1 protein-coding gene and 2 rRNA genes are annotated in these 5,970 nt (G+C 59.2%); all 3 read left to right on the top strand.

Annotation, left to right across the window (positions count from 1 at the left end; translation table 11 throughout):
* Positions 1–287: 287 nt before the first annotated feature.
* Positions 288–824 (top strand): MarR family winged helix-turn-helix transcriptional regulator, encoded by a 537-nt coding sequence (locus tag ACFXIV_RS47675; protein ID WP_099882475.1) that lies wholly within the window; start codon positions 288–290, stop codon positions 822–824.
* A gap of 569 nt (positions 825–1,393) precedes the next feature.
* Positions 1,394–2,923, top strand: a 16S ribosomal RNA gene (locus ACFXIV_RS47670).
* Between the two features lie 311 nt (positions 2,924–3,234).
* Positions 3,235–5,970 (top strand): 23S ribosomal RNA (locus tag ACFXIV_RS47665); the annotation flags it as partial.

The raw sequence follows: 5,970 nt of genomic DNA, 5'->3' as shown, positions 1-5,970 counted from the left end.
GTCACCGAGCTCCCGCACCCGCGCGACGTACACGAAGAGGAACGGCACCGTGAAGCCGTTGCCGAAAGCTGCCAGCGCGTTGCCGAGCTGGATCCGTCGCAGCGCAGCGGCCGTCGCCGTGGACACAGCCGTGGTCACACTCACCTACCTAGGTCGAGAAGGGGTAAGGGGTACAGGTACGAGGTCCCATGAGTACAGGGACGAAGACTTCGAAGCTAAAGTTCGACACTAAAGAGTACACAGGGCAAGCGTTTAGAGCGAATGAGTTGCCGTGCGATACTGCACACATGCCGGACCGACAACCGACGCTCGACGAGCAGATCGCCATCTACCAGCGGGAGTACCGCGACCTCGACCCGCAGGTGGAGAAGGTGGTCAACGCCCTGAGCAGGCTGGACCGCCGGATGAACGTGGCCTACGGCCGCCAGCTCGGAACGCTCGGCCTCAGCAGTCCGGAGTGGGAGGTCCTCAAGGAGCTCGTCATGGCGGGCAGTCCCTACCAACTCTGGCCCGGCACCATCGCCAAGCGGCTCGGCCTCACCCCCGCGGCGATGACCCACCGCATCGACCGGATGCTCACCCAGGACCTGGTCACCCGCGAACGGGACCCCGACAACCGGGTCCGCGTGATCATCGGCCTTACCGACACCGGACGCGAGAAGTGGCTCGAGGTCATGCGTATGGCGTCGGTCTTCGAGGAGGACCTCCTCCAGGACCTCTCCACCGAGGAGCGCGTACAACTCGGCGAACTCCTCACCCGACTCCTCCGCCGCGTCGAACACGCCCAGCCGGACGCCGGCGGGCGCCTCACCGACCTCGACTGACGCCCTGCCGGGCGCAGTTGCGTTCGGCTCGGCTCCGGTTGACAGCGCGACACGTGATCCGTAAGGTTCACCGAGTTGTCAGCAGCCGGTCACGGTTCCTGGCGACTCCTACCGCCACTCCGGCGGAAACCACTACGTAAGACCATCTCCCTTCGCAGGGGTCTGTTCGGCATGCCGAATTGCTTTTGCGGGTCGGCTCAATTTGGAGCCGGGCGGGGAAAGGGCCTAAAGTAGCGGTCAGCCGGAAGGCGCCCCGCCGACAGGGGAATCTGATTCGGAGGACGGCACGGAAACGGGCCGGAAAACGGATCTGATAGAGTCGGAGACACCGAAAGGGCAAACGTCCGGAGAAACCAGTGAGATGGTTTCGAAGGAAGCGTCCGTTCCTTGAGAACTCAACAGCGTGCCAAAAGTCAACGCCAGATATGTTGATACCCCGGCCTGTCGACGGTTGTCGACGGGTTGAGGTTCCTTTGAACAGCTCTCGATTGAAGAGGGCATACAGCGAGGACGCTGTGGATCGGGAGATTATTCCTCTTCTGGTCCCGCTCTTCCGCGAAGCGAAAGCATTCACGGAGAGTTTGATCCTGGCTCAGGACGAACGCTGGCGGCGTGCTTAACACATGCAAGTCGAACGATGAACCTCTTTCGGGAGGGGATTAGTGGCGAACGGGTGAGTAACACGTGGGCAATCTGCCCTGCACTCTGGGACAAGCCCTGGAAACGGGGTCTAATACCGGATATGACCACCGGCCGCATGGTCTGGTGGTGGAAAGCTCCGGCGGTGCAGGATGAGCCCGCGGCCTATCAGCTTGTTGGTGGGGTGATGGCCTACCAAGGCGACGACGGGTAGCCGACCTGAGAGGGTGACCGGCCACACTGGGACTGAGACACGGCCCAGACTCCTACGGGAGGCAGCAGTGGGGAATATTGCACAATGGGCGCAAGCCTGATGCAGCGACGCCGCGTGAGGGATGACGGCCTTCGGGTTGTAAACCTCTTTCAGCAGGGAAGAAGCGCAAGTGACGGTACCTGCAGAAGAAGCACCGGCTAACTACGTGCCAGCAGCCGCGGTAATACGTAGGGTGCGAGCGTTGTCCGGAATTATTGGGCGTAAAGAGCTCGTAGGCGGCTTGTCGCGTCGGATGTGAAAGCCCGGGGCTTAACCCCGGGTCTGCATTCGATACGGGCAGGCTGGAGTTCGGCAGGGGAGATTGGAATTCCTGGTGTAGCGGTGAAATGCGCAGATATCAGGAGGAACACCGGTGGCGAAGGCGGATCTCTGGGCCGATACTGACGCTGAGGAGCGAAAGCGTGGGGAGCGAACAGGATTAGATACCCTGGTAGTCCACGCCGTAAACGTTGGGCACTAGGTGTGGGCGGCATTCCACGTCGTCCGTGCCGCAGCTAACGCATTAAGTGCCCCGCCTGGGGAGTACGGCCGCAAGGCTAAAACTCAAAGGAATTGACGGGGGCCCGCACAAGCGGCGGAGCATGTGGCTTAATTCGACGCAACGCGAAGAACCTTACCAAGGCTTGACATACACCGGAAAGCGCTGGAGACAGTGTCCCCCTTTGGGTCGGTGTACAGGTGGTGCATGGCTGTCGTCAGCTCGTGTCGTGAGATGTTGGGTTAAGTCCCGCAACGAGCGCAACCCTTGTCCTGTGTTGCCAGCAACTCTTCGGAGGTTGGGGACTCACGGGAGACTGCCGGGGTCAACTCGGAGGAAGGTGGGGACGACGTCAAGTCATCATGCCCCTTATGTCTTGGGCTGCACACGTGCTACAATGGCCGGTACAATGAGCTGCGATGCCGTGAGGTGGAGCGAATCTCAAAAAGCCGGTCTCAGTTCGGATTGGGGTCTGCAACTCGACCCCATGAAGTCGGAGTCGCTAGTAATCGCAGATCAGCATTGCTGCGGTGAATACGTTCCCGGGCCTTGTACACACCGCCCGTCACGTCACGAAAGTCGGTAACACCCGAAGCCGGTGGCCCAACCCCCTTTGTGGGGAGGGAATCGTCGAAGGTGGGACTGGCGATTGGGACGAAGTCGTAACAAGGTAGCCGTACCGGAAGGTGCGGCTGGATCACCTCCTTTCTAAGGAGCATCTTTGGCCACCGTTCGGTGGTCCAGAGGCCTACTGCGTCAGCGAATGTCTGACGGTGGGTTGCTCATGGGTGGAACGTTGACTATTCAGCCTGGCTGGTTGGGCTGCTGCTAGTACTGCCTCTTCGGGGGTGTGGAACGTGGTGGTTCGTGCTGGCTGGGTTGGGCGCGCTGTTGGGTGTCTGAGGGTATGGCCGTTGTGGCTGTCCTTCGGTGCCGGTCCCAGTGAACTCCGATGTGTGTCGGGGGTGGTGGGTGGCTGGTTGTTGTTTGAGAACTGCACAGTGGACGCGAGCATCTGTGGCCAAGTTTTTAAGGGCGCACGGTGGATGCCTTGGCACCAGGAACCGATGAAGGACGTGGGAGGCCGCGATAGGCCCCGGGGAGCTGTCAACCGAGCTGTGATCCGGGGGTGTCCGAATGGGGGAACCCGGCAGTCGTCATGGGCTGTCACCTGCCGCTGAATGTATAGGCGGTGTGGAGGGAACGCGGGGAAGTGAAACATCTCAGTACCCGTAGGAAGAGAAAACAACCGTGATTCCGGGAGTAGTGGTGAGCGAAACCGGATGAGGCTAAACCGTATGTGTGTGAGACCCGGCAGGGGTTGCGCATGCGGGGTTGTGGGACTGCGCTTCAGTCGTCTGCCGGCGGCTGGGTGAGTTAGAAACCGTATGGATAGGCGAAGGGCATGCGAAAGGCCTGGCGTAGAGGGTAAGACCCCCGTAGCTGAAATCTGTACGGCTCGCTTGTGTTGTTCCCAAGTAGCATGGGGCCCGAGAAATCCTGTGTGAATCTGGCGGGACCACCCGTCAAGCCTAAATATTCCCTGGTGACCGATAGCGGATAGTACCGTGAGGGAATGGTGAAAAGTACCGCGGGAGCGGAGTGAAAGAGTACCTGAAACCGTGTGCCTACAAGCCGTGGGAGCGTCGCGTTGCGTGTTTGCACGTAACGTCGTGACTGCGTGCCTTTTGAAGAATGAGCCTGCGAGTTTGCGGCATGTTGCGAGGTTAACCCGTGTGGGGGAGCCGTAGCGAAAGCGAGTCCGAAGAGGGCGTTTGAGTAGCGTGTTCAAGACCCGAAGCGGAGTGATCTAGCCATGGGCAGGGTGAAGCGCGGGTAAGACCGTGTGGAGGCCCGAACCCACCAGGGTTGAAAACCTGGGGGATGACCTGTGGTTAGGGGTGAAAGGCCAATCAAACTCCGTGATAGCTGGTTCTCCCCGAAATGCATTTAGGTGCAGCGTCGTGTGTTTCTTGCCGGAGGTAGAGCACTGGATAGGCGATGGGCCCTACCGGGTTACTGACCTTAGCCAAACTCCGAATGCCGGTAAGTGAGAGCGCGGCAGTGAGACTGTGGGGGATAAGCTCCATGGTCGAGAGGGAAACAGCCCAGAGCATCGACTAAGGCCCCTAAGCGTGTGCTAAGTGGGAAAGGATGTGGAGTCGCAGAGACAACCAGGAGGTTGGCTTAGAAGCAGCCATCCTTGAAAGAGTGCGTAATAGCTCACTGGTCAAGTGATTCCGCGCCGATAATGTAGCGGGGCTCAAGTACACCGCCGAAGTCGTGTCACTCCAACGTGAGGGCTAACGCCTGTTGGGGTGGGTAGGGGAGCGTCGTGTGCCGGGTGAAGCAGCCGTGGAAGCGAGTTGTGGACGGTTCACGAGTGAGAATGCAGGCATGAGTAGCGATACATGCGTGAGAAACGTGTGCGCCGATTGACTAAGGGTTCCTGGGTCAAGCTGATCTGCCCAGGGTAAGTCGGGACCTAAGGCGAGGCCGACAGGCGTAGTCGATGGAGAACCGGTTGATATTCCGGTACCCGCTATGCAGCGTCAAACATCGAATCAGGTGATGCTAAGTCCGTGAAGCCCCTCTGGATCCTTCGGGTGAAGGGGTGTGGTGGAGCCGACGGTCCGAGCTTGTAGTAGGTGAGTGATGGGGTGACGCAGTGAGGTAGTCCAGCCCGGGCGATGGTTGTCCCGGGGTAAGGGTGTAGCCCGGTGTGCAGGGAAATCCGTGCACCGTTTAAGGGTGAGACCTGATGCCGAGCCGTTTGTGGTGAAGTGGGTGATCCTGTGCTGTCGAGAAAAGCCTCTAGCGAGTTGTGTGGCGGCCCGTACCCTAAACCGACTCAGGTGGTCTGGTAGAGAATACCGAGGCGTTCGGGTGAACTATGGTTAAGGAACTCGGCAAAATGCCCCCGTAACTTCGGGAGAAGGGGGGCCACACCTGGTGATGGAGCATGCCTCTTGAGCTGGGGGTGGCCGCAGAGACCAGCGAGAAGCGACTGTTTACTAAAAACACAGGTCCGTGCGAAGCCGTAAGGCGATGTATACGGACTGACGCCTGCCCGGTGCTGGAACGTTAAGGGGACCGGTTAGTCAGGATTCGTCCTGGTGAAGCTGAGAACTTAAGCGCCAGTAAACGGCGGTGGTAACTATAACCATCCTAAGGTAGCGAAATTCCTTGTCGGGTAAGTTCCGACCTGCACGAATGGCGTAACGACTTCTTGACTGTCTCAACCATAGGCCCGGTGAAATTGCAGTACGAGTAAAGATGCTCGTTTCGCGCAGCAGGACGGAAAGACCCCGGGACCTTTACTACAGCTTGATATTGGTGTTCGGTTCGGCTTGTGTAGGATAGGTGGGAGACTGTGAAGCGGGCACGCCAGTGTTCGTGGAGTCGTTGTTGAAATACCACTCTGGTCGTGCTGGATGTCTAACCTGGGTCCGTGATCCGGATCGGGGACAGTGTCTGGTGGGTAGTTTAACTGGGGCGGTTGCCTCCTAAAGAGTAACGGAGGCGCCCAAAGGTTCCCTCAGCCTGGTTGGTCATCAGGTGGTGAGTGTAAGTGCACAAGGGAGCTTGACTGTGAGACTGACGGGTCGAGCAGGGACGAAAGTCGGGACTAGTGATCCGGCGGTGGCTTGTGGAAGCGCCGTCGCTCAACGGATAAAAGGTACCCCGGGGATAACAGGCTGATCTTCCCCAAGAGTCCATATCGACGGGATGGTTTGGCACCTCGATGTCGGCTC

The sequence above is a fragment of the Nocardia sp. NPDC059236 genome (genome assembly GCF_042754085.1).
Classification (GTDB): Bacteria; Actinomycetota; Actinomycetes; order Mycobacteriales; family Mycobacteriaceae; genus Nocardia.
The sequence above is the reverse complement of the archived record's forward strand: the minus strand, read 5'-3'. Positions and strand labels throughout refer to the sequence as shown.